The organism is Zobellia laminariae (assembly GCF_030553095.1).
Taxonomy (GTDB): Bacteria; Bacteroidota; Bacteroidia; order Flavobacteriales; family Flavobacteriaceae; genus Zobellia; species Zobellia laminariae.
This window is the reverse complement of sequence record NZ_CP130738.1, coordinates 375,664-397,141: the sequence shown is the minus strand read 5'-3', so window position 1 is coordinate 397,141 and position 21,478 is coordinate 375,664. Positions and strand designations below refer to the sequence as shown.

The window sequence follows — 21,478 nt, the reverse complement described above, 5'->3', positions numbered from 1 at the left end:
ACCCCAAAGGGGTGGTGGTGCCAAACGTGTTGATTGAACCATTGGTCGTGAAGAAAAATTCAGTTGATATGTTGGCGATATGCTGATACATAGTAAAAATGAAAGCATCAAAAGTAGTACTTTTGGATTCTTAATCAAATTTTTGTTGTTAGTTATTGAGCGTTAATGTTAATTACTTACATTATTCAAATATTTGTGAGATTTATGCAAGGATTTATGGTTGTAAACCCTTGATTTTAATACAGAAGTAACAATTAACAACTAAGAGCATATTTAAAAACTAGATAATTCTACAATCTTATACATGAAAATTTTCTCTGCAAAGCAAATTTATGAAGCTGACAAGGCGACAATAAAAAAGAATAATATTTCTAGTAATGAATTAATGGAAGGTGCTGCCGTTCAACTTTTTAATTGGTTACATTTTAGAATTCAAGGAGGACCGGTAAAAATACACTTGTTCTGTGGTATTGGTAATAACGGAGGTGATGGTATTGCCTTGGCTCGTCATTTACAAGAACATGGTTACAATATAGCCGTATACGTTGTAAACTATAGTAAGAAGCGTTCTGACGATTTCTTAGTAAACCTAGATCGGTTAAAAGAGCGAAAGGTATGGCCCGAATTTCTTGAAGAAAATTCGGTTTTACCTGAAATAGGTCGTGAAGATATTGTGGTAGATGCTATTTTTGGAATTGGCTTGAACCGTGCGCCCGATTCTTGGGTTGTTAACTTGTTTGAGCATATTCAAAAATCGGAAGCTTTTGTGCTTTCTGTGGATATTCCATCAGGGTTATTTACGGATAAGGTTCAAAAAGATGAAAAGGCGGTAGTAAAAGCAAACCATACATTAAGTTTTCAAGTTCCAAAATTGGTTTTTTTCTTGCCAGAAACTGGAATTTTTACCCAACAATGGGAAGCTTTAGATATTGGCCTTGATCCTGAATTTCTAGCAACTACGGAAACGGAGTATGAGTTAATAAGTAAAAATGAAATGCTTCCCGTTTATATTCCGAGGGAGAAATTCTCGCATAAAGGCACTCATGGGCACGGTCTAATAATAGGAGGTAGCTATGGAAAGATAGGAGCGGTTAATTTGGCTTCTAAAGCTTGTTTAAAAACGGGTAGTGGTTTGGTTACGGCATATGTTCCTAAATGCGGATATATTCCCCTTCAAACAGGTTTTCCAGAAGCAATGGTCTTAACCGATGCCGAAGAAAAACATATTACTAAAATTGATTTTGAGATTAATCCAACCGTAATAGGTGTTGGAGTTGGATTAGGAAAAGATGAGAGTACGGTAAAAGCATTAGATGAGTTTTTAGATAAAAACAAAAAGCCTTTGGTTATTGACGCAGATGCGCTTAATATCCTTTCGGAAAACAAAAACTTACTTAAAAAGATTCCTGCTCAAAGTGTATTAACGCCGCATCCAAAAGAATTGGAACGTCTAATAGGGAAGTGGAAAGATGATTTTGATAAGTTGGATAAGGCCAAGAAATTTTCAAAGCAGTACGATTGTATCTTGGTAATAAAAGGTTCGCATACCATTACAATTTATGATGAAAAGGGCTATGTAAATACAACCGGTAATCCAGGAATGGGAACAGCTGGCACTGGTGATGTTTTAACTGGTATGATAACAGGATTGATCGCTCAGGGTTATAGTCCTTTAAATGCCGCTGCATTTGGAGTGTATTTACATGGTAGAGCAGGAGATATAGCTGTTGATAAAACAGGTTACCAAGGCACTTACGGCATCTAATGTTATTGATGGTATTGGGTCCGCTTTTATAGATTTATTTACCCAACCAGAAAGTAGATCTGAGGTTAACGAAAATGAAGCACCGCCGGAATAGACTTTAGATAAGGTATAGAAAAACGAAAACCTCAAGACTTTGAAATCTTGAGGTTTTTTGTTTTTGGTAGAGTTATGTAATTCTATTTAGCTTTTACACGTCGTTTAACCCATGTAACGGCATTATCAAATTCAATAAAGAATTTCATTGGTTTTTTGTAGAAAAGTTTTTCAATCTTAAAGTTATGCATATCTATTTCTTTTACGGAAACAATAGCTAATGCTTTAAGGTTGTCTAATTGTCTCAAATAGGTGTAAATAGTAGGGTCTACGGCATAAGAATTTTTTCTCAGGCTTATATAGCCAAAGTTTTTATCCCTGAAATGAATTTCTGAAATTCCTATTATTTGGTATACTCTCTCTAATGTAAGTGTTGCCCCTTCATCAAACAGCGAAACCATATAGTTTTCGTAAACCTGTATTTTTCCAACATCTAATTGATACTCCCTGACTATAATAGTCTTCTTTGGTCGTCTCACTTTCATTTTAAATATATTATAATGTCCTGAGACGAATGTAGATGTATCGTTATCTATTGTGAAAAATAATAGATTAAAAGCGTAAATATCGTTTATAGTGCTATTGGTAGAATAGTATTGTGTAGTGTTTCTTACTTTGAAATTTTATCATAAGAAAAAAGGGAGTCAATTTAATTGACTCCCTTTGCTAACATTTCTTACGTTAAGTTTATGATTTAGAAGATTTTTCTGCTTTTTTAATTTCAATTGTAAGTTCTTCTTTCTTCTCGTCTAGGTCCATAAGGATAGTATCTCCTTCTTCAAGTTTGGAGTTTACTATCTCTTCGGCTAAAGCATCTTCAATATACTTTTGAATAGCTCTTTTTAAAGGTCTGGCACCATATTGTTTGTCAAAACCTTTGTCTGCAATATAGTCTTTGGCCTTATCCGTTAAGTTAAGCTCATATCCAATATCCTTGATTCTTGCGAACAACTTACGAAGTTCAATATCAATAATTTTGTGTATGTCTTCTCTTTCTAACGAGTTGAAAACAATAACGTCATCAATTCTATTTAAGAATTCGGGAGCAAATGCTTTTTTAAGAGCGCCTTCTATAACTCCTTTTTGATGACTATCTTCTTGAGATTTCATTGCTGAAGTTCCAAAACCAACACCTTGACCGAAATCTTTCAATTTACGGGCTCCAATGTTAGAAGTCATAATGATAATAGAATTTCTAAAGTCTATTTTTCGTCCTAGACTATCCGTAAGGAAACCATCATCTAAAACTTGCAACAGCATATTAAATACATCCGGATGCGCTTTTTCAACTTCATCTAATAGAATAACAGAATAAGGCTTACGTCTAACTTTTTCAGTTAACTGACCACCTTCTTCGTAACCTACGTATCCCGGAGGTGCACCTACTAGTCTAGAAATAGCGAATTTCTCCATGTACTCACTCATGTCAATACGTATTAACGCATCCTCAGAGTCAAAGAGTTGTTGTGCCAATACTTTGGCCAACTGAGTTTTACCAACACCGGTCTGACCTAAGAAAATGAACGAGCCAATTGGCTTGTTCGGATCTTTTAGTCCGGCACGGTTTCTTTGAATTGCCTTGGCAACCTTAGCAACCGCTTCATCTTGACCAATAACATTGGCTTTAATAAGGTCAGGAAGTTCTGCTAACTTATTACTTTCTGTTTGTGCTATTCTGTTTACGGGAATACCGCTCATCATAGAAACAACATCGGCAACATTGTCCTCACTAACTATTTCTTTATGTAATTTGCTGTCTTCTTCCCATTTTTCTTGCGCTGAAGCCAAGTCTTTTTCAAGACGTTTCTCATCATCACGTAGTTTGGCAGCTTCTTCGTATTTCTGCTTTTTAACCACGCTGTTCTTCAATTCGCGAACATCTTCAAGCTTTTTCTCAAGCTCTAGAATCTGTTTAGGAACATCCATATTTACAATATGAACACGAGAACCAGCTTCATCAAGGGCATCAATAGCTTTGTCCGGTAAGAAACGGTCCGTCATATAACGGTTGGTTAACTTAACACAGGCAATAATCGCCTCATCTGTATAGGTTACATTGTGGTGATCTTCGTATTTTGCTTTAATGTTATGAAGAATCTCAATAGTCTCATCAACGGTTGTAGGTTCTACAATAACTTTTTGGAAACGTCTTTCTAGTGCACCATCTTTTTCTATATATTGACGGTATTCATCTAACGTAGTAGCTCCAATACATTGAATTTCACCTCTTGCCAAGGCGGGTTTGAACATGTTTGATGCATCTAAGCTACCTGTGGCACCACCGGCACCTACAATGGTATGGATTTCATCAATAAAAAGAATAACATCGTCATTCTTTTCAAGCTCGTTCATAACCGCTTTCATACGCTCTTCAAACTGGCCACGGTATTTAGTACCGGCCACTAAAGAAGCTAAATCAAGAGTTACAACTCTTTTATTATATAGGATACGTGAAACCTTTTTATTTATAATACGTAGTGCCAAACCTTCGGCAATAGCACTTTTACCAACACCAAGGTTCACCTATTAATAAAGGATTGTTTTTCTTTCTTCTACTTAAAATCTGTGAAACACGCTCTATTTCTTTGTCTCTACCAACTACAGGATCAAGCTTGTCCTCTTCCGCCATAAGTGTTAGGTCACGACCAAAGTTGTCAAGTACAGGTGTTTTTGATTTTTTGTTGCCTTTTTGTCCGGCTGCAGTTCCAAAGCTACCTTCTTTACCCTCGTTATCGTCGTTTTCACTAGGAAACGATTCGGAAGTTGGTGCATCTACAATATCATCGTCGCTTGTAATCATAAATTTAAACTGTTCCTTTACACCATCATAATCTACTTTCAGTTTGTGAAGTAGTTTCGTGGTGGGGTCATTTTCATTTCTCAAAATACATAATAATAAATGTGCAGTATTGATCGAGGAACTTTGAAAAAGCTTAGCTTCTAAAAACGTAGTCTTTAGGGCTCGCTCTGCCTGCCTCGTCAAATGCAGGTTCTTTTTATCTTTTTGTAAACTATTCGGGTTTGGGTTGGAAGGGCTAAGTATTTCAACCTTTCGCCTAAGATGATCTAAATCGACCTCCATAGCGTCAAGAATACTAATTGCTTTGCCGTTACCATCTCGTAAAAGCCCCAACATTAGATGCTCGGTACCAATGAAATCATGGCCTAACCGTAGCGCCTCCTCTTTACTATAAGCAATTACGTCCTTTACTCTCGGTGAAAAATTATCATCCATAAATTTATCCTTTCATCTATAAAATTACTAAAACTATACCAATCTAACGCAAATAGTGTACCTAATATTAGATAAAGTATCCCGAAATAATGAAAAAGGAATAGGTATAAAAGAGAACCGGCAATTTTTAGTGTAAAAAAAAGTGTTGATAAATTGTTTAATAAAGAAAGCCGTATGTGCTTTAAAGGCTATCATTTTACGTATATTGGCATGTTTTTTAACTAAAGTAATTCTAGGATTTAAAAATGGCAGAAGGAGAAAAATTGATCCCGATTAACATCGAAGACGAAATGAAATCTGCTTACATCGACTATTCGATGTCAGTCATTGTGTCACGTGCTTTACCTGATGTCAGGGATGGACTAAAACCCGTTCACAGAAGGGTATTGTACGGTATGCATGAACTTGGAGTTCGTTCCAGTAGCTCTCATAAGAAGTCTGCACGTATTGTAGGTGAGGTTTTAGGTAAGTACCACCCTCATGGTGATACGTCCGTCTATGACTCTATGGTTCGTATGGCTCAGGAGTGGAGTTTACGTTACATGCTTGTAGATGGGCAAGGTAACTTTGGATCGGTAGATGGCGATAGCCCTGCGGCTATGCGTTATACTGAGGCAAGGATGCGAAAAATTGCCGATGACATGTTGGCGGATATAGATAAGGATACTGTAGACCATCAATTAAACTTTGATGACTCTTTGCAAGAACCTACGGTTCTTCCTACTCGTGTACCCAACTTGTTGATTAACGGAGCTTCAGGTATTGCAGTAGGTATGGCAACCAATATGCCGCCGCACAACCTTACAGAGGTAGTGAACGGTACTATCGCTTATATTGAAAACAATGATATAGAGATTGATGAAATCATGACCTATATTAAAGCACCGGATTTTCCAACAGGTGGTACCATTTATGGTTATGAAGGCGTTAAAGAAGCTTTTCATACCGGTAGAGGTAGAGTAAAGATAAGAGCTAAGGCTATTATTGAAGAGGTTCAAGGCAGGGAGTGTATAGTGGTTACCGAGATTCCATATCAGGTCAATAAGGCAGATATGATCAAGAAAACTGCCGATCTTGTTAATGAAAAGAAAATAGAAGGTATATCAACTATCCGGGATGAATCGGATAGAAACGGGATGCGTATCGTTTATATTTTGAAACGAGATGCCATTCCAAACATCGTTCTTAATACCTTATATAAGTATACGGCATTACAAAACTCTTTTAGTGTTAATAACATTGCGTTGGTGAATGGTCGCCCGCAGTTATTGAACGTAAAAGAGATGATTCACTATTTTGTGGAACACCGTCACGAAGTAGTGGTAAGACGTACAGAATTTGAACTCAAGAAAGCTGAGGCTCGCGCCCACATTTTAGAAGGTTTAATTATTGCTTCCGATAATATTGATGAAGTAATTGCTATCATCAGAGCGTCATCTAATGCAGATGAAGCTAGGGAAAACTTAATGGAGCGCTTTAAGCTTACCGAGATTCAGGCAAAAGCGATAGTTGAAATGAGACTTCGTCAGTTAACGGGTCTAGAGCAAGACAAATTACGTGCTGAATATGATGAGGTTATTTTGACCATAGCAGACCTTAAAGACATCTTGGCTAGAAAAGAGCGAAGAATGGATATTATTAAGGAAGAGCTCGTTGAGATTAGAGAAAAATATGGTGATGAGCGTCGTTCTGTAATTAATTTGGCCGGAGGGGACTTGAGTATCGAAGATATGATTCCCGATGAGCAAGTAGTGATTACTATTTCGCATGCCGGATATATTAAAAGAACACCAGTTTCCGAATATAAAACACAAAACAGAGGTGGCGTTGGTCAAAAAGCATCATCCACTAGAAATGAAGATTTCTTAGAATATTTGTTCATAGGAACCAACCACCAGTACATGCTCTTCTTTACACAGAAAGGGAAATGTTTCTGGATGCGGGTTTACGAAATACCGGAAGGTAGTAGAACTTCAAAAGGTAGGGCAATACAGAACCTTATTAATATTGAGCAAGATGATAACGTTAAGGCGTTTATCTGTACTCAAGACCTTAAGGACGAAGAATACGTAAACAGTCACTACGTTATTATGGCTACCAAAAAAGGTGTGGTCAAGAAAACAAGCTTAGAGCAATATTCACGTCCAAGACAAAATGGTATTAATGCCATTGGTATTCGCGAAGACGATGAGTTGCTAGAAGCAAAGTTAACTACTGGTGCAAGCCAAATATTCTTAGGCTTAAAATCTGGTAAGGCTATACGTTTTGAAGAAAGTAAGACGCGACCAATGGGTAGAAATGCTTCTGGTGTGCGCGGTATTACTTTAGCCGACGATAACGATGAGGTTATTGGTATGGTGTCCGTTCATGATATGGAAGAAAATCTTCTTGTTGTTTCTGAAAATGGATACGGTAAACGATCTAATATAGATGACTACCGTATTACGAACAGAGGTGGTAAGGGAGTTAAAACTATTTCTATTACGGAGAAAACAGGTGGACTTGTTGCTTTAAAAAATGTTTCAGATTCAGATGATTTGATGATTATCAACAAATCAGGTATCGCTATTCGTATGAGTGTTGAAGATCTTCGTGTTATGGGAAGAGCTACTCAAGGGGTGCGTTTGATCAACCTTAAGGGTAATGATTCTATTGCTGCTGTGGCCAAGGTCATGAAGGATGAAGATGAATTGGAAGAGGCTGATCTATTAGATATAGACGTGGACGCCGAAGAAGGTGGCACGGCTCTTGATAATGATGAGGCAGAAGGGACAGAAGAAGAATAAATTTGAACCATAATTATAACACTAATATTTAATTAATTTGAAAATGAAACGTAGATTTTTAATAGTCGCGAGCCTTTGTTTTTGCATGGTAGGATTCGCACAGAAGAACGAAATAAAAGCAGCCGAAAAGGCTATGAAAGCCGGCGATGCCGCATCAGCTAGTAGTGCACTAGAAGCGGTTTCTGGTTCTATATCAGGAGCAGACCCAAAGTTGCAGGCACAATATTACTTTGTAAGTGGTAAGGCTTATGCAGATTTAGCAAAAAAAGGTGATGCAAGTGCTTTTCAAAAAGCCGCAGATGCTTATCAAAAAGTGATTGCAGTTGAGGAAGCAAGCGGAAAGAAAAAGTATTCCGATGAAACTCAACAGCACATGTCTGCCTTAAGTGCCGATTTAGTAAACTCTGCAGTAGAGGATAACGGTAACAAAAAGTTTAAAGAAGCTGCTGAGAAGTTGTATACAAGCTATAAAATTAGCCCAAAAGATACTTCTTACCTTTATTATGCAGCCAGTAGTGCTGTAAATGGTGGTCATTATGAGGAAGCATTAACTTACTATAACGAACTTCAAGAGATTGGTTATGACGGTAGTGGTGTTATTTACAAGGCTACTAACGTAGAGACTGGTACAGAAGAAGAGATGGATAAGACTCAGAGAGACTTAATGGTGAAGTCAGGAACTTACAAAGATCCTAAAGATGAGAAATCTCCATCTAAAAAAGCTGAAATCGTTAAGAATACAGCTTTGATCTATACTCAATTGGGTCAGGATGATAAAGCTTTAGAAGCTTACAAAGCAGCAAGAGCTAACGATCCTAAAGATGTTAACTTAATCTTGAACGAAGCTAATTTATACTATAAAATGGGCGATAAAGACCAGTTTAAAGTTTTAATGGCTGAAGCTGCATCTGTTGCACCGGACAATCCAGATTTGCATTATAACATTGGTGTGATTAACATGGAGCAAGGTAATTTGGAAGATGCTAGAGAATCGTACAAGAAAGCTTTAGCAATCAATCCTGGGTACACTAACGCACAATTAAACCTTTCTACAACTTATGTAAACGAAGGTAATGGTCTTATTGATGAGATGAACTCTTTGGGTAACTCCAAAAAAGATATTGCTCGTTACGATGAGTTGAAAGAAAAGAAAGATAACCTTTTCAAAGAAGGAGCAACTGTATTGGAAGATGCGTTGAAATTGAATCCTGATAACCAAGGTATCTTAACTCAATTAAAAAATATCTATGGCGCAATGGGAGACAATGATAACTTCTTAAGAGTTAAAAAGTTGTTAGGCGAGTAATTTGCCGATAACATAATTATAAAAAAATCCCCTAGGAATTTCCTAGGGGATTTTTTATTTGCTTTATTTTATATCAGTTTGGGTTTAAACGATTTGTTTTATGACCCTTAGTTTGTGTGTGTAATTGCCTATTTCAGTATTGAATATGCCGGTATGGTCAATACGATCTATTCGTACTTTTCCGTCTACATGAATAATGTAGTTGTTTTCCATAATGATACCCACATGGTATATCTCGCCTTCATTGTTATCAAAAAAAGCTAAGTCTCCTGCCTCAGTTTCTTCTATAAAACTCAAAGCATGGCCTTGTTTAGATTGTTCTGCGGCTTTTCTTAATAAACGATATCCGTTAATCTTATAAACCATTTGGGTAAACCCTGCAGCATCAATACCAAAAGGAGTCTTGCCTCCCCATAAATAAGGTGCGTTTAGGTATAGTAAAGCAGTTTGTATAAGTTCTGTTTTGTCCTTTTTGTTACCGTTGGTCTTACCATCAAAAGTGTGTGAAAGGACAGCACAGTTACAGGTAGAAGATCCCATGATAACGGGTAATAGTATAGAATTTTCAGTTTCAACAAAAGAAATGAGATCTGATGTGTAGCCAATATCAGTAGAAGATTCAATAGAATCATAATCTTCTTCCGATATTAAGTTCATCTGATGATTGCTCACCCATCCTTCAAACTTATCAAAAGCAACGCGAATGCGACTCATACTTTCCTGCGCTCCAAGACTTTAAAGTGTTCTCCGTATACCAGTTGAGAAACCATTTCTGATGTTTCATCGGCATTTACGCGAACGGAAACTATACTTAAGGGACAAATACCGTATTGCATATGGTTGGTTGAGTGAAGGTATTCTTTATCGTTCTACAATTATTGCAGAAGCGCCACCTCCGCCATTACATATTGCGGCAGCCCCTAACTTTGCGTTATTTTGCTCTAAAACATTAAGGAGCGTAATAAGTATACGTGCACCTGAACAACCCAAAGGATGTCCTAATGAAACAGCACCGCCGTTTACATTTACATTGGTGTCAGTTAATCCTAATAATTTCATATTGGCTAACCCAACCACAGAAAAAGCCTCATTGAATTCAAAAAAGTCTATATCGTCTATTGAAATACCAGCTTTAGCAATTGCTTTGGGAAGAGCTTTTGCCGGTGCAGTGGTAAACCATTTTGGCTCTTGAGCTGCATCAGCATAACCTCTTATAGTAGCTAAAGGTTTTAAACCTAGTTCTTCCGCTTTTTCTGCACTCATTAATACTAGCGCAGCTGCACCATCATTAATAGTAGATGCATTTGCTGCGGTAACCGTACCGTCTTTTGAAAATGCTGGGCGTAACGCTGGAATTTTATCCATTCTAACGTTTTTGAATTCTTCGTCTTCAGAAACAATGATAGGTTCTCCACGGCGTTGAGGTACTTCTACAGGAGAAACCTCATTAGTGAATTTTCCGTTTTTCCATGCTTCCGCAGAACGGTTATAGGATTGAATGGCATAATTATCTTGGTCTTCACGGCTAAAATTATACTCCGTAGCACAGGCATCGGCACAGACGCCCATGGCTTCTTGGTCGTAAACATCTACAAGACCATCTTTTTGCATGCCATCTTCCAGAGTAGTAGGTCCAAATTTTTGTCCATTTCTCATATGTACATAATGAGGAATAAGACTCATATTTTCCATTCCTCCTGCAACAGCAACTGAAATATCTCCTAAAGCTATTGCTTGAGCGGCTTGCATAACTGCTTTCATGCCCGAAGCACAAACCTTATTTATAGTAGTACACGGTACACTGTCCGGTATTCCTGCAAAAATAGCTGCTTGTCTGGCAGGTGCTTGGCCTGTTCCGGCTTGAACCACGTTGCCCATGATGACTTCGTCAACTAATTTTGGGTCAAGATTTATTTTTGCAAGTGCCGCTTTTATGGCCGCAGCTCCAAGTTTTGGGGCTGGAATTGTGGATAAAGCTCCCATAAAGCTCCCAATAGGGGTTCTTGTGGCAGATACTATAACTACATTTTTCATATTAAAGCATGAGTTTCTCGTCTTGCAAAACTAAGAAATTAATAGGCAATACATTTCGTTGTTTATAGAAAAGCCTGTCGGAAGTTTATAATTTTCTATTTTTGACTCAGATACCAAGCCCATGCGCAATATTCTGGATAAAGTTTTTAAAAACCAATCGCTTCTATATAAGTATTTTTTATACTTGGTATCGGTTGCCTGTATTGTTTTCTTTTTTCCAAAAGGAGGAAAATTTAAATATGAATTTCAAAAAGGGAAACCTTGGCAATACGAAAATTTGTATGCCCCCTTTGATTTTTCGATTCAGAAGGACAATGAAGATATTTCGAAAGAAAAGGCCGAATTTCTTAATAATCAAATAGATTATTACCGGTTGGATCCTTCTGTACAAGATGCGGTTAGCAAGGAGTATGAAAAGAAATTTTATGAGGTATTTACAGGTGAAAGATTTAGTGCAAGTGCCTTGGAAGCTTTGGATTCTGCAGGAAAAGATATTCTTAAAAAATTATACAAAAACGGAATTCTAGCCCAGTCAAATAAGCGAAGGCTTAAAGACCAACTCTATCTTGTGAGAGATAATCAGGCGGAAACTGTTCAGTTAAGTAGTCTTATTCAAATTAGAAATTTAAGAGAGGGACTTCAGAAAATACTTGAAGAAAAAGATTTGGTCACTTACGTGCGTGAATACCAAGATCTCTTTCTAGATATTGTTAAGCCTAATATCATTTATGATAAAAATTTATCTGAAAGAGCTTTAAACGAAGCGCTATCAGGTATATCGCATACAAGGGGGGCAGTAGATGAGGGAAAACTTATAATAGCAAAAGGGGAGGTCGTTGAGGCGGAGAACCTAACTATTTTAAACTCGTTAAAAGCAGAGTTTGAGTCTGAACTTTGGACAGCCAAGAACTATTACTTTATACTTTTTGGGTATACTGTTCTTGTAGCATTGGTGCTTATGATGCTCTTTCTTTTTCTTAAGAAATATAGAAAAGATGATTTTGAGAACAATACCAAGGTTACATTTATATTCTTTAATATTCTTTTTATGGTGTTCGTCACCACCATGGTGGTTAAATATGACGAAGCCTTTGTATTTGTAGTGCCCATATGTATTTTACCCTTGGTACTCAAAACATTTTTTGATGCAAGGTTAGGCCTTTTTGTTCATGTGCTAACCGTGCTTATATTGGGTTTTGTAGTGCCTAACAGTTTCGAATATATCTTTCTACAGATAATAGTTGGTATTGTCACCATATTAACGGTCTCCGAATTATATAAAAGGGCGAACCTTTTTATATCTGTCGGTCAGATTACGTTGATATATGTGGTGGGGTATTTGGCTTTTCATATCATACATGAAGGCAATTTAGATAATATACAATGGTTTACTTTAGGACTGTTCTTATTAAACGGAATGATTACGCTCTTTGTTCAACCGTTGATCTATGTGTACGAGAAGGTCTTTGGGCTGGTCTCTGATGTCTCTCTACTAGAATTGTCGGATACCAACTCCAAACTATTAAAAGAGCTCTCTAACAAAGCCCCACAGGTACTTTTCATCATTCCCTGCAAGTAGCGAATCTTGCGGAAGCAGCAGCCAATGAAATAGGGGCTAATGCTATGTTGGTTAGGGTAGGAGCCCTGTATCATGATATTGGTAAGATGAACCACCCAACTTATTTTACAGAGAACCAGATAACGAATGTGAACCCGCATGATGAGTTGGCTCCAAAGGAGAGTGCTAAAATAATTATCAATCATGTTATTGATGGGATTGAACTGGCTAGGAAAAACAAACTTCCAGATCGTGTTATAGATTTTATAAGGTCTCACCATGGTACTAGTTTAGTCTATTACTTTTATAAAAAACAACAAGAAATAGATGAGGACGTAGATCAAGCAAATTTCAGATATCCCGGACCAATACCTTTTTCAAAAGAAACGGCAATACTTATGATGGCAGATTCCGTAGAGGCGGCCTCCAAAAGTTTAAAAAATCCAACTTCTGGAATTATTGAAGACTTTGTAGATAAAATTGTAGCGGGACAAATGAGCGCTGGGCAGTTTTTAAATGCGAATATTACCTTCAAAGAGATTGAAGCGATAAAAAAGATTTTCAAACAAAAATTGATAAATATTTATCATTTGCGAGTGGAATATCCTGAATGATAAGGTGGTAGGAAAGTTCAAATGTTACCTATTTTATTTTTTTTAAATGCCGATTTAAAATAGTTTTAAATTTCTTGAAAAAAATGAAAGAAATAGTTGTGAAATTGAATACTAAAATATACATTTGCAACCGCAATTTTAACCACCTAACGGTGCTAAAATTAAGTTCTTTAAAGAGATTATTGGAGAGGTGCCTGAGTGGCCGAAAGGAACGGTTTGCTAAATCGTCGTAGGTGGAAACACTTACCCAGGTTCGAATCCCTGTCTCTCCGCAATAGCTGTCAAAGCAAATTGCGAGGGCAGAAAATATTTCTCAAGTAGTGAATAAAAGAAGATAACCATATTATCGGGGTGTAGCGTAGCCCGGTTATCGCGCCGCGTTTGGGACGCGGAGGTCGCAGGTTCGAATCCTGCCACCCCGACAAAAATGGTGTCAAACGACACCAAATTAGTACTAATCTTATGAAAACCAAGAGTTTAAATAATTCTTGGTTTCATTTGAATAGTTTTGAAACCATGTATAAAGGTGTCCTATTAGGTGTCCTATTTTAAAAGACCTAGTAAAAGTACCTTCTTATCGCAATTGACTTCACAGCGATTTGACTTTCGTTTAACGGATTTACTAACCCTTAAAAACGAAAGTGATGAAAACACGACACACTTTTAATATTTATTTTTTTCTTAAAAAGAAATCTCGCAGAAAAGATGGTTCTATTCCTATTTATGCACGAATCGTTGTTGATGGACTCCGCGCTGATTTAAGTGCCAAAGAAGCTACTTTGGAGGAAGTTTGGAATTCAGATGCTGGTCGGGTAAACCCGAAAGTAAAAAATGCAAAAGTTATCAATGAAACTCTTGATGAGGTTTACAAGGATCTATGCCAATGCAAAATGGAACTTGTACAAGAGGGGCGGTTTCTTACTTCACAAGCTGTTAAGTTAAGATATACTGGGGAAGATACGCCTTTAAAATCTTTAAAGGACTTATTCAAATACCACCAAAAGAATGAAGTAAAGAAACTTGATCCAGGTACGGCAAAAAACTATGGTGCTACCGAGAAGTATCTTCTTTTATATGTAAAGAGCAAGTTCAAAACTACTGATATTCGACTAGGTCAAATCAACTATGCTTTTGTACTGGGTTTTGAAAACTACCTAAGAAAGTGTCCGCCTTTGATCAAGTCACAACCATTGAATAACAATGGTATCATGAAGCATATGGAGCGCTTTAAGAAAATGACCACCATTGCCGTGAAACTTGAATGTTTAAAGAAGGACCCATTTACTTTTTTTACCGCTAGTTTTGATCCTTTTGATAGGGCATTCCTGACCATTGAAGAATTGTCGGCTATCCAAGATTTGGATTTAAAAGATATTGGTTTGTCGAGGGTTCGAGATATTTTTGTTTTTGCCTGTTATACCGGACTGTCTTACATAGATGTCAAACAACTAAAGCCCGGACACATAGTTCTAGGCATTGATGGGGATAATTGGATTTTTACCAGCCGTGAAAAAAGCAATACATCAGTTAAAGTTCCTTTGTTGGATGAGGCAATGGAGATACTTAAAAAATATAGTGGTAAACTGTATGGAAGAAATGAAGACCTGTTGCTACCCGTTTATGCGAATCAAAAGTGTAATGAATACCTGAAGCGTATTGCAGTGAAATGTAAAATTTATAAGAATATTACTTTTCATGTTGCTCGTCATACTTTCGCTACCTCGGTTACGCTGGCCAATGGAGTGCCAATTGAAACCGTATCAAAATTATTGGGCCATAAAAAGCTATCTACCACTCAAATATATGCTCGGGTTATGGAGCGAAAAATAAGTGAAGATGTTGCAGTCTTAAAAAGTAAACTTAAAATTAAGCATCAAAATCTACAGAATGTAGGTTAGAAATATGGTTGTAATTCATAGAAATCCTACAATATTTATGAAGTGGATACATCTACTGCTTCTGTTTTGTAGGAATTTTTGTATTTTAAAGTTCTGTTACACTCCCCAAGTTACCTGAGCAGAATACTATACAACACTAATCAGTTCTGTTAAAGGGTAAAGTATGCATTCTATTTACTTGAATTTTATAGGTTATTTATCCCATCTTTTTATTAGAAAGGCATTAACGCTGTATAAGCTTTTCGGAGCAACTACTCTGGTTTCGAATAAATTGAACAGTTGTCATCTGGGAAATAACCGCGAAATTCTTTCTGTTCAATTCAAAAAACAAAACCTATGATTCGGATTATAACTACTGGAGGAACTATTGAAGGGCTCGAATATGCTGATGAAAGTAATGTTGCAAGATATAAGGAAGTTTCAATTGATTCATTCCTTAAAGCTACCAGACTTTCCGTTGACTATGAATTGGAGGCTGCCTTCTCCAAGGATAGTCGATTCATTTCTGAGGCGGATAGAGAACTATTGGCAGTTATGATTCGAAAATCAAGTGAAGAAAAAATATTAGTTACACATGGTACACTAACCATGGTAAAGACAGCTAAATTTTTAGGAAAACTTGATTTGAATAAAAAATAATTGTTCTTGTTGGCGCTTTTGTTCTTGGGACGGATAAAAACACCGATGCCCCTTTCAATTTAGGATTTGCGATTTCTTCCTTAGGCTATTTAGATAAAGGTGTTTTCATAGCAATGCAGGGGCAGGTTTTTCCTTGGGATAAGGTCGTTAAGAACACAAAGGAAAACCGATTTGAAAGTTTATAGCATTAATAAAAAAATATGTTTGGTACCTCAATACATTGGACGACTTTTTTCTACCTTTTGGTGGATACGTTCATTGTGGTCTTCGCCTTCTTTCAGTCCCAAAGGCTCAAACATACCAATGTAAACAGATTTCTTGTGTTGGGTTGCTTGTTTATCCTTTATAATTTCACAGGCGGCTTACTGCCGGTAGAGAACTTCCTGGACCTTTTATAGTTCAATATATCATTACCTATGGAGTGGCGATAACCATGTGCGTATATGTCGTGAATTACCTTTATAAGGAATACGATATTGATTTTCTGAAATTCCGTCTGACCGTTTTTAACATTGCCTATTACGTTGTGGGCTGTTTTGTGCTATTGTTCTTAGTACCGTATTTTTTGACGGAATCAATTGATTTATCTCGACTGTATTTCTCAATTCCCGTTTCAGCAATATGTCTTTATATCTGCTGGGCATTTTTTAAGAGGATATGGAAACCTGAAAATCCGAATAAATTTGTTTTGCGTCGTAATCGGCTTTCGCTGTTAAGCATTACTTGTATAGCGCTGTTACCAATATTAACTTTCATTGGGGACTATCAATGGTTAACCTTTACGGTAATTAATATTTCATTTTACACCATTACCGCTATTGAAGTAGACCGTTATTTATACTTATTGGAGAATAAAGCCAAACTGATTGGAGTCTTTGACCTTCATAAAAAGAATGAAGGTAATTTGGGCAAGTCTGAATTATTAAAAACCGTTTTGACAAGAAGGGAAATTGAAATTTCATTCTCAATTGTAGACGGTAGAACTTACAGACAAATCGGAGATGATTTTTTTATAGCCGAAAGTACAGTTTCCAAACATGCTTCTAATATCTTCAAAAAGACCGGGGTTAAAAACAGGTCGGAATTCCTTAGCCGCTATAAATCGAAAAAAGAATAACAAATCCCGTAGTTAAATACGGTATTCCCGTACGTAAATACGGGGTGATTCTCCTATGATAAAACCTCCTTTTTATAAATTTAAAGGTAGCGCATGCACTTCGGTTTACGCTTTGGTGTATGGCTTAAAAAATTGCTATGTATAGAACGTCACACCCCTAACCAACCTGTACAACTAACCTAAATTGACCTCTATACAGTTTGAGAACTTGTAAAGCGGGGTCTTATGGATTTTAATGTTTTTACGGAAAGCCTTCAAAGGGATTTGTATAAGGCCAGAAAAGATATTCCCCATGGGTTAAAACGGGCTAATCACGCCATTAAACTTTGCCGTGACCTTCTAACTATGTTTAAAAAGCAAGTAATGTTAAATGGTTTCGATACCATCGAGGCTGAAATTGATTTTTTCAAGCACATCAAGACAGTTCCGTTGACCCAATTCATTTATTTCTCCCAAGTACGTTCTTTTGAGCTTGAATTCCCAAAAGGAAACATTAATGCGCAACGCAAATTCATCAAAAAGCGGCTTAAAGATTTGAACACATTCTTTGTAAATCATCTAGAGTTCAACGAATACATTGAAGCAGGCTTTACTCATTTTGATGAACTTTACTTCACAAGGAAATACTTTGATAAATTTCCCGATGTCAATGGCGTTTTTTATTTCAGGGACCCTGAGTTCAGTACGGCGAAGGATATGCTCTTGGCCGAATTCAAAGCTTTTCATTTATGTGTCGATTACCTGCAAAATCGATTAATAGATAAAAGCAAGTCCCCGCAATCAAAATCGAATGAATTGAATAATCATATAAGCTTGCAATGGACTTCCTCTAAATCGGCTCTAACAGAACTTATTTATGCGCTTCATTACAATCGGGTAATCAATCATGGAAATACGGACATTAAAGAAATTGCCGTAGCTATGCAGCAGTTGTTCCATTTTGATTTGGGCGATTTCTATAAAACTTTCGCTGATATAAAAGAAAGGAAGATAAGTAGAACCAAATTCCTTGACGAAATGGCCGCAGGTCTTCAATCCCACATGGAAAATACTGAGGAATGATTTCTTGAAATTCAGTATGATAAGTACTTCCCAAGACCGTACTCCGGTCATACTCCGGTTTTTAGATTAGTTCTGAATAAGGAACGAGTTTTGGGCTCTTTGGACGGTATTACTTTCCATAAACAACTTTAAAATGGTAATAAACCGCTTAAAACTACAAATGTTAAATTTTGACCGTAGTCGGGTCGTACTTGGGATTAAAAACTAATTATTCGATTCAAATTTGTTCTCGAAAGTCAATTGCTGTAATCCCACCGTCATAAAAAGGAGCAACCGACGGTGGGATTTTTAAAAAGAGAACAAATGCCGACAAGTATTATAACTACAGACGATTTACGGGATTTTAAAATCGAGCTCTTGGAGGAAATCGAAGAACTCCTCTCCAAATATCAAACCCGAACCCCAAAAATCTGGTTGCGTTCTGCCGATGTCAAGAAGAAGCTGAAAATCAGCCATAGCACCTTACAAAACTTGCGCAACAAACAGATTATCACTTCGCATAAGATTGAAGGCATATTGTTTTACGATGCTAATGAGATTGACAAGGTTTTGATGGAGAATGCACATGAAAACGGCGAATTATTCCCATGAATTACATCAAACACCTAAACGCCGCCTGTGATAAATTCTATTATGATACTCGCTTAAATAGTACCCATATCAGTCTGTATATGGCACTTTTTTTCTACTGGAACCTCCATCATTTTGCTACTGAATTCTATGCCAATCGCATTGAGATCATGAAGCTGGCCAAAATTGGCTCAAGGTCTACCTATCACCGCCTAATAAAGAATCTATCGGACTGGGAGTATATCGAATATCTACCTACCCAAAATCCCACTCAAAAAACGATGGTAAGAATGTCTCAAATATGTACCGATAGTAGTACAGAAATAGGACTTAGTGGTACGCTCATGCAGCACTACTGTCCTAAAAACGTACCACTTTCCTTATATAAGAAACATACAAACGAAAATAAACGCTCTGAAAAGAGAAAGCCAAAAAATGAAATGGAGGTATTGGAGTTTTTTAAGTCAAAAAAATGGTCATCGATTGAGGCGGTAAAGTTTTTCAACCACTATCAGGGCGTTGGCTGGGAAATAGGAGGGAAGGTTAAAATTGAAGATTGGAAGGCTATTGCAAGCAATTGGATGTTGAAGGCTAATGAAATCAAGAATACCCCAATACTAAAAATCGTTCCTCAAAACGAGGACCATCTACAAACCAATAATCAAAAGAACTATGGCGAACCCCTCTAAAATCGTTGAAGGTGGCGTTATGTATTCCCTTGGAGAATTTGACGGAAAAAAAATGAACTATGATTTTTCGAAAATGCTCATTTACCTCAATGCAAAAGGCAAACTGTTGTTCGGAAAGCAATTCCATATCTGGGAGGAAAATATGGCTATCGTGTACCAACTATGTCTTTACATGATACGGGACGTTGCCGCCTGTCAAAAATTTGGCATCGATACCGAAAAGGGCATCATACTCAGCGGACCGGTCGGCTGCGGAAAAACAACATTGATGAAATTGGTTCGGTACCTAGTCCCGCACTTTAGGTCTTATGATATTATACCCGCGCGAAACGTGACGTTCGGCTTTAATAATATAGGCTACAGCATCATAGAAGATTATGGAAACGTAGGTTTCTACTGTTTTGATGATGTTGGTGTAGAACCTATTGGGCGGCATTTCGGTAAGGACTGTAATGTAATCGGGGAAATTCTATTGTCAAGGCACGAACTCTTTCTAAGAAACCGGACGAAAACCCATGCAACTACCAATCTCAACGCAGAAGAATTGGAAGAACGTTACGGAAAACGGGTCAGAAGTAGAATGCGCGAAATGTTCAACCTTATCGCTTTTAAAAAAGAAGCAAAAGACAAACGTGTTTAATATATAATACCAACAATATGAAAATTGCCACCTTTAACATTCAAAATCTTTTCCATAGAAATAGGGAACTCTTTCAAAAACAAAACAAAAAAAATTCCACCGATTTAATCGATGAATTGGACAGGCTCTTGCGAAAGCATACAAGAAATGCTGATGACGACGCCCGTATTCGTGACTTGTCATTTTTGCTGGGTTTTGAAAAAACGTATGAAGTGCCCTATGCCGTTTTAAAAAGACAGTCCGGAGAATTGTATTACAAGAACAATGGTTTTGAAAAAGCCACAAAGGCATCTTTCTTGTCGGATTGGGAGGGATGGGTAAAACTCGGCAATATGCCCCTGAACGATAAAGCTATTTTCGCAAAAGCCTATGTTATTGCGGATACTAACCCAGATATATTGATTCTTCAGGAAGTTGAGGATAGGGCATCCTTAATGGAATTCAATAGGTCATTTCTTCCGTTGCTTAAAATCTCTCCTTATGAGGAGGCCATGGTTTTTGAGACGAACAACGAACATGGTTTGAGCATGGGCGTACTTTTAAAAAATGGTTTTAAGTTGAATGGTTTTAGGAATCATGTACATGATTTGGATGCCAATGGCTTTACCCTATTCGATATTGATTGTCAGGAATATTCGATAGTTACCCCTGAAGGAGATACGATTAACATGATATCCAATCATTTTTCAAAAAACGCGGAAGAACGAAAAATACAAGCTGAAAAAGTAGCCGAAATTTATCAAGCGATGCACGACAATGGAAAAGATAAAATCATTGTTTGCGGAACTTTAAATGATGTTTCCTATAGCGATTGCCTTGCCCCATTGATACGGGATACGGATCTAAAAGACGCTTCCAAACATCAAAATTTCAAAGCGGATACAGACAAAGGCAAGGATAGCAGCTATTTCAGACTAGGTGCCTACCGAATGGGGGTCAACTTAAAACAGAAAGATTATTTGCTGCTATCACCACATTTGTTTGAAAATATCAGAAAGGCAGGCATAAACCGCAAGGGTACTTGGCGTGATAAGAAGCCTTCATGGCAACTTTACCCATCTATTGTGAGTAAGAATCAGGCTGCTAGTGAACACCCTTTGATTTGGGCGGAAATTGTATAGCGTAGTGTTCTCATTTCGTTTTATTTATGTTCTAGGAACGGAAAACCCTTAGAAATTAAGCTCGACAAGATTATTCTCTGGTAGGCTATAATTTACACTCTTTACAAAAAGCGGATTTTGTAAAGAGTACTAGTTTTTATAGCATATTTCAGGGAGCCTAAGAGTAATCCTAAAACTATTATCAAAAGGTATAATGTAAAGAGTTCTGAAGAAAATACTTTTCGACAACTAGTATTAAACTCAATATGTTGATCTAAAACCTATAAGAGGATGTTGAAAACTTTGAGCCTCTTATAGATAATAGTAAGAAAAATCAGCAAAAAGATGTAATTTGTGACGAGTATTTTAATG

Annotated in this window: 14 protein-coding genes, 2 tRNA genes and 3 pseudogenes; 14 read left to right on the top strand and 5 right to left on the bottom strand. The window is 37.1% G+C overall.

What is annotated here, in order from left to right; translation table 11 throughout:
* Positions 1–304: 304 nt before the first annotated feature.
* Positions 305–1,859: pseudogene (locus tag Q5W13_RS02030) on the top strand (NAD(P)H-hydrate dehydratase).
* A gap of 82 nt (positions 1,860–1,941) precedes the next feature.
* Here the strand turns inward: Q5W13_RS02030 and Q5W13_RS02025 are convergent.
* Both Q5W13_RS02025 and Q5W13_RS02020 read right to left on the bottom strand, forming a co-directional pair.
* Positions 1,942–2,343: an STAS/SEC14 domain-containing protein gene (locus Q5W13_RS02025; RefSeq protein ID WP_155597345.1), complete on the bottom strand. Its 402-nt coding sequence runs from the start codon at positions 2,341–2,343 to the stop codon at positions 1,942–1,944.
* A gap of 202 nt (positions 2,344–2,545) precedes the next feature.
* Positions 2,546–5,093: pseudogene (locus tag Q5W13_RS02020) on the bottom strand (ATP-dependent Clp protease ATP-binding subunit).
* 245 nt (positions 5,094–5,338) lie between these two features.
* Between Q5W13_RS02020 and gyrA the strand changes: the two are divergent.
* Entirely contained in the window at positions 5,339–7,879 is a 2,541-nt protein-coding gene (gyrA, locus tag Q5W13_RS02015) for a DNA gyrase subunit A (protein WP_155597343.1), read from the top strand.
* A gap of 43 nt (positions 7,880–7,922) precedes the next feature.
* Entirely contained in the window at positions 7,923–9,185 is a 1,263-nt protein-coding gene (locus Q5W13_RS02010; protein ID WP_155597342.1) for a tetratricopeptide repeat protein, read from the top strand.
* Between the two features lie 84 nt (positions 9,186–9,269).
* Here the strand turns inward: Q5W13_RS02010 and Q5W13_RS02005 are convergent, their stop codons facing one another.
* The 3 genes from Q5W13_RS02005 to Q5W13_RS02000 are packed head-to-tail and all read right to left on the bottom strand — an operon-like array spanning position 9,270 to position 11,219.
* A complete protein-coding gene (locus Q5W13_RS02005; RefSeq protein ID WP_368662404.1) occupies positions 9,270–9,899 on the bottom strand; it encodes a C40 family peptidase in 630 nt (209 codons plus the stop codon).
* Complete coding sequence (locus Q5W13_RS24530; RefSeq protein ID WP_368662403.1) at positions 9,896–10,021, bottom strand: hypothetical protein; 126 nt, start codon at positions 10,019–10,021, stop codon at positions 9,896–9,898. The genes Q5W13_RS02005 and Q5W13_RS24530 overlap by 4 nt, the downstream gene beginning before the upstream one ends.
* A 25-nt stretch (positions 10,022–10,046) precedes the next feature.
* Positions 10,047–11,219 carry an acetyl-CoA C-acyltransferase gene (locus Q5W13_RS02000; protein WP_304445218.1) on the bottom strand — a complete coding sequence of 391 codons (1,173 nt, stop codon included), beginning with the start codon at positions 11,217–11,219 and terminating at the stop codon, positions 10,047–10,049.
* A gap of 121 nt (positions 11,220–11,340) precedes the next feature.
* On the opposite strand from Q5W13_RS02000, the pseudogene Q5W13_RS01995 reads away from it, so the two are divergent.
* From Q5W13_RS01995 to Q5W13_RS01945, 11 genes and pseudogenes are all read left to right on the top strand, one after another.
* A pseudogene (locus Q5W13_RS01995) lies at positions 11,341–13,391 on the top strand (HD family phosphohydrolase).
* Between the two features lie 184 nt (positions 13,392–13,575).
* Positions 13,576–13,663 (top strand) — tRNA-Ser (locus Q5W13_RS01990).
* 75 nt (positions 13,664–13,738) lie between these two features.
* A tRNA-Pro gene (locus Q5W13_RS01985) sits at positions 13,739–13,813 on the top strand.
* 222 nt (positions 13,814–14,035) lie between these two features.
* Complete coding sequence (locus Q5W13_RS01980) at positions 14,036–15,289, top strand: site-specific integrase (RefSeq protein WP_304445217.1); 1,254 nt, start codon at positions 14,036–14,038, stop codon at positions 15,287–15,289.
* Between the two features lie 336 nt (positions 15,290–15,625).
* Complete coding sequence (locus Q5W13_RS01975) at positions 15,626–15,928, top strand: asparaginase domain-containing protein (protein WP_304445216.1); 303 nt, start codon at positions 15,626–15,628, stop codon at positions 15,926–15,928.
* 448 nt (positions 15,929–16,376) lie between these two features.
* Positions 16,377–17,045 (top strand): response regulator transcription factor, encoded by a 669-nt coding sequence (locus Q5W13_RS01970; protein WP_304445215.1) that lies wholly within the window; start codon positions 16,377–16,379, stop codon positions 17,043–17,045.
* Positions 17,046–17,270: 225 nt separating this feature from the next.
* Positions 17,271–18,107, top strand: coding sequence for an RteC domain-containing protein (locus Q5W13_RS01965; RefSeq protein ID WP_304445214.1), 837 nt, complete (start codon positions 17,271–17,273; stop codon positions 18,105–18,107).
* Positions 18,108–18,410: 303 nt separating this feature from the next.
* Entirely contained in the window at positions 18,411–18,698 is a 288-nt protein-coding gene (locus tag Q5W13_RS01960; RefSeq protein WP_304445213.1) for a helix-turn-helix domain-containing protein, read from the top strand.
* Positions 18,695–19,366, top strand: coding sequence for a hypothetical protein (locus Q5W13_RS01955; RefSeq protein ID WP_304445212.1), 672 nt, complete (start codon positions 18,695–18,697; stop codon positions 19,364–19,366). Before Q5W13_RS01960 ends, Q5W13_RS01955 begins: the two co-directional genes overlap by 4 nt.
* Positions 19,350–20,006, top strand: a complete 657-nt coding sequence (locus Q5W13_RS01950; protein ID WP_304445211.1) for a P-loop NTPase family protein — start codon at positions 19,350–19,352, stop codon at positions 20,004–20,006. The genes Q5W13_RS01955 and Q5W13_RS01950 overlap by 17 nt, the downstream gene beginning before the upstream one ends.
* A gap of 17 nt (positions 20,007–20,023) precedes the next feature.
* Positions 20,024–21,127, top strand: coding sequence for an exonuclease/endonuclease/phosphatase family protein (locus Q5W13_RS01945; protein WP_304445210.1), 1,104 nt, complete (start codon positions 20,024–20,026; stop codon positions 21,125–21,127).
* The last annotated feature ends 351 nt before the right edge of the window (positions 21,128–21,478 follow it).

Coding starts and splice junctions, on each gene's coding strand:
- Q5W13_RS01960 (WP_304445213.1), top strand. CDS start 18,411: ATGCCGACAAGTATTATAACTACAGACGATTTACGGGATTTTAAAATC.
- Q5W13_RS01955 (WP_304445212.1), top strand. CDS start 18,695: ATGAATTACATCAAACACCTAAACGCCGCCTGTGATAAATTCTATTAT.
- gyrA (WP_155597343.1), top strand. CDS start 5,339: ATGGCAGAAGGAGAAAAATTGATCCCGATTAACATCGAAGACGAAATG.
- Q5W13_RS01965 (WP_304445214.1), top strand. CDS start 17,271: ATGGATTTTAATGTTTTTACGGAAAGCCTTCAAAGGGATTTGTATAAG.
- Q5W13_RS01945 (WP_304445210.1), top strand. CDS start 20,024: ATGAAAATTGCCACCTTTAACATTCAAAATCTTTTCCATAGAAATAGG.
- Q5W13_RS01950 (WP_304445211.1), top strand. CDS start 19,350: ATGGCGAACCCCTCTAAAATCGTTGAAGGTGGCGTTATGTATTCCCTT.
- Q5W13_RS02000 (WP_304445218.1), bottom strand. CDS start 11,219: ATGAAAAATGTAGTTATAGTATCTGCCACAAGAACCCCTATTGGGAGC.
- Q5W13_RS24530 (WP_368662403.1), bottom strand. CDS start 10,021: ATGCAATACGGTATTTGTCCCTTAAGTATAGTTTCCGTTCGCGTAAAT.
- Q5W13_RS01975 (WP_304445216.1), top strand. CDS start 15,626: ATGATTCGGATTATAACTACTGGAGGAACTATTGAAGGGCTCGAATAT.
- Q5W13_RS01980 (WP_304445217.1), top strand. CDS start 14,036: ATGAAAACACGACACACTTTTAATATTTATTTTTTTCTTAAAAAGAAA.
- Q5W13_RS02005 (WP_368662404.1), bottom strand. CDS start 9,899: ATGAGTCGCATTCGCGTTGCTTTTGATAAGTTTGAAGGATGGGTGAGC.
- Q5W13_RS02025 (WP_155597345.1), bottom strand. CDS start 2,343: ATGAAAGTGAGACGACCAAAGAAGACTATTATAGTCAGGGAGTATCAA.
- Q5W13_RS02010 (WP_155597342.1), top strand. CDS start 7,923: ATGAAACGTAGATTTTTAATAGTCGCGAGCCTTTGTTTTTGCATGGTA.